Annotated in this window: 2 protein-coding genes; both read right to left on the minus strand. The window is 62.1% G+C overall.

The annotated features are described in order from the left end of the window. Window positions 1–346: 346 nt before the first annotated feature. Window positions 347–2095 (minus strand): BamA/TamA family outer membrane protein, encoded by a 1749-nt coding sequence (locus tag GE027_RS22335; protein ID WP_237607735.1) that lies wholly within the window; start codon window positions 2093–2095, stop codon window positions 347–349. A 1-nt stretch (window position 2096) separates the two neighbouring features. Continuing rightward, window positions 2097–3500 (minus strand): BamA/OMP85 family outer membrane protein, encoded by a 1404-nt coding sequence (locus GE027_RS22340; protein ID WP_153559451.1) that lies wholly within the window; start codon window positions 3498–3500, stop codon window positions 2097–2099. Window positions 3501–3757: the final 257 nt, after the last annotated feature.

Consider the following 3757-nt stretch of genomic DNA (forward strand, 5'->3'; position numbering starts at 1 on the left):
TTGAGATTTGAGATTTGAGATTTGCTGACTCCGGCGGAATCTGTGTACGGCTCGGAGCGATAGAAGGTGACATTTTCTCCCCTCTCCCCCGAATCCTGGCTCGCTTAGGCTCGCCAGGCTTCGGGGGAGAGGGGAGAAAACGATTCTCTTCATCACATAGAATCCGTTAATGATCAGAAGATTTCAAATTTTTCGGCGCGGCTGCAGGCGGCCTTGGGGGAACACTGATCTTCACTCATCGAACACTAACCCAAACTGCATGGATTGGATTTCTTATCAGCGTGCGATTAGTGAAGATTAGTGGTTGAAAGGCTCGCCGCGTTGGCTCTCGTCGCTCTCGCGGTCGCTACCTCGCGGCGCTCATGTAGAAGCTGAACACTTGCCGTTCGTCGGTGTCGGCGTGGGCGATCGGGAAGGCAAAGTCGAAGGCCAGCGGGGCTGGGCCCATCGCGGGGATCGCGACGCGGAATCCAAATCCGGGGGCGACGCGGAAGTTCTCCGACTTGATGTGAAAGTCCCGTTCGACGGTTCCGAAGTCGACGAAGGCCACGGCGTTGAAGGCGTCGTCGGCCGTCAGCGGTGCCATGTACTCGATGCTGCTGATCCAGCTGAAACGACCACCGACCTGAGCGGTGGCGATCGTTGGGCTGGCGCCGCGGAATTCAAAACCACGCAGCGTGGCGTAACCGCCGGCGAAGAAGTTTTCGAAGACCGGGGTGTCGCTGCCGCTGACGCCGAACTGCGTGCCCAGCGACAGCGTGTGCTTTCCGGAGCCGTCGGCGCGCTGCCGGACCAGGAAGTAACGGCGATAATCCAGTTCGGCTTTGGGGAAATCAAAGTCGCCAAACGCCTGCTCGAAACTCCACTCCAGCAGATGTCCCTGGCTGGGCGCGAACGGGCTGTTTCGCGTGTCGTGCGTGAATTGGAACTGACCGGTGAACAGGTTGTGGGCGCCCAGGTAGCGATCGATCTCGGGGATCCCGGGAATCCGCGGATCGGACAGTTCGACGCTTTGTCCCTGCAGGCCCAGAGAAGCCGATAGGTCCGGGGTCAGCCGGTACCCGAGCGCCAAACGGCCACCGATGCGGCTTTCGTCCCAGTCCTGGAAGCGGCGGTCGTACAGGAAGCCGGACAGGTTCATGCTGACGTTGGTATCGAACAGGTTGGGCTCGCCGAACTGGATGCTGTAGCGTTGGTAGCGGCTGCCCGGCGCGGCTTCGATACGCAGCGATTGTCCGTCGCCGCGGAACGCCGTGCCGCTGAACAGATCATGGAAACTGGTCGGCCAACGCCGGATATCGAAGTTGCGTTCGTCGATGGTCAATTGTCCGGTGATCCCGGCGTCGCTGTTGACCGCACCGCCGAGCATGATCCGGCCGGTCCGCCCCGGAGCTCCGGTCACGTACAGGTCGGCCACGTTGTCACGCGGCAGGTAGGGCTGCGGAGCCGGGGCAAAGGTGGTGCCACCGTAAGCGGGATCTTGGAAAATCGTGCCGTCGACGTTGGGCCCCGAAGGCACCACTTCGATCGGCGGTCCAGACGGGTAGCCCGTCGCACCTTGGTAGCCCGGTGCACCCTGGTAGCCCGGTGCGCTCTGGTAGGCCGGTGCGCTCTGATACGACGGCGGGACGCTGCCGCCGGCGACGGGCGGCTGGTTGGCGGAATAGGGCGAGGCCGGCGGAGCGGGCTGCGCCGGTGGTGGCAGGGTGCCGTAGCCGGCCTGGGGCGTCCGCTGGGCCACTTGCGCCGAGGGCGCAGCACCGGGACTGGCCGCCGGCGTATTGGTTGCCGGCGGCAGGGACCATGGCGAGCCGCCCTGGGCTCGGATGATTTCGCCGCGATTGGCTTGCAACTGGTCCAGCGGCGGACGGGCCGCGACCGAACCGCGCCGGGCAGCGGGCCCCGAAGCGGCCACCGCCGTGGGCGGGACGTGCACAGCGGTCGAAAAGGACGTGAACGGATGGTCCGCGCCGCGGGGCATCCGCGAACAACCGGTCGCGACGGCCAACAGGGCGGCAAGCAGGATTCCGGCCGGCCGGCCGAAGAGGACGCGGGGGAACCAATACACGCTCGGCTCGTGGGTTGCAGGTCGCATGTTAGTACTCGTAGTCAAAGCTATCCTCCCGCGGAACCACTTTGATGTCCGGTGGGTCGGCCAGCGTCGGATTGGTTTCGAACAGCTGCAGCCGATTCATCACATTGCGGCCGCTTTCCAGTTTCCGCCGGTCGATGTATTGCCCTTCCACCAGGTCCAGTTGGTTCAACAGCATCGTCTCGCGCATCAGGTGGGGTTCGCCTTCGATGTTTACGAAGATCTGTCCGATCTTCCAACGATCCCCTTCGTTGATCTTGAACACCAGGTCGACGCGATTGGGTTCGTCACGCATCACCGGTTGCGGTTCGACTTCACAGTAAATAAAGCCCAGCGTGCCGTAGGCGTAGGTCAGTTCGTTGGTGTCCAGGTTCAGCTTCAGGCCGCTGAAGTAGTCGCCGGGCTTGAGCGACAGCCGTTCCCGCAGTTTGTCTTCGTCGACAAACTGGTTTCCGACGATCTTGATGTCGTTGATGATGTAGCGTTCGTTCTCGACGACCACGAAGGTGACGTTCAGCCATTTGCCGGTTTCGTCGTATTCGATCTGGCGACTCACGTGGGCTCGCAGGAAACCCAGGTTGCGGTAGTAGCTGGTCAGGATGTCGACGTCCTGATCGATCTGCTGGAGGTTGGCGGTGTTGCCGATGTAGTGGCCGACGCCCATGAAGGAGTCTCGCGAGCGGATGACTTTTTTCAGCCGCGCCTCACCCTCGATCTGGTTGCCGATGATATTGATTTTGTGGATTCGCTCTTTGACGCCTTCGTTGATGCGAAACACCACCGCTCGCGGATCCCGGTCGTGGCCGACCTGGGCGCTGATCACGGCATTGTTGAAGCCTTGTTCGCGGTAGTAATCCTCCAGCCGGCGGACGGCCGATTCGATCGTGAACTCGTTCAGCGGATCCTTGGCGGCGATCCCGCTACGGCCGCGCAGTTCGCGGTCGTTCAACCCGTGGTTGCCGAAGTACACGACCTCGGAGACCGTCGGCAGCTCGGTGACTTCGAACGTCACATGCTTGCCGCCCTCGCGATCGGCGACGTGGTAGCGGACATCGGAGAACGCCCCGAACTCATTCAGTTTGCGGATATCGCTCAGTACCGTCTCTTCGCTGAACAGCCGATCCGGGCGGGTTTCCAGCAGCTGCATGATGCGTTCGGTGCCGACGAAGCGGTTGCCGCGCACCTCCACAGCGGTGACGATCGTATCGCCCACCTCGCGGCGCACCCGCAAGCCGCCCATGTCGTGAACATGTTCGCGGAATTTGGCCCGTTCGGCCGGTGGCGGCGCACCGCCTCCACTGCCGCCCATCCCGCCGCCGCCAAACTGACCAAAGCAGGCGGGCGAGCCGGTAGCGACCAGCAGCAATCCACAGCAAAAGACGTTAATCAACGCCAGCCTTCGCGGCATTCCGGACTCCTTTCCCAATGTCGACAGGCTGTCTAAGCACGCGGTAAGTAACGATTCGCCCCGCCCGGCCACAAGAGCAGTATTTGGTTGTGGGTCGGGACCACCCGTAGCTGAACTCGCCAGAGTTTGGAGGAAGCGAGTGGCGAGGGGCGAGTTTGAATCGTGCTCGTGCTCGTGCTCGTGCTCGTGCTCGTGCTCGTGCTCGTGCTCGTGCTCGTGCTCGATTTGAGATTTGAGATTTGAGATTTGAGATTTGT

This window comes from Roseimaritima sediminicola (assembly GCF_009618275.1).
In the GTDB taxonomy this organism is placed as follows: domain Bacteria; phylum Planctomycetota; class Planctomycetia; order Pirellulales; family Pirellulaceae; genus Roseimaritima; species Roseimaritima sediminicola.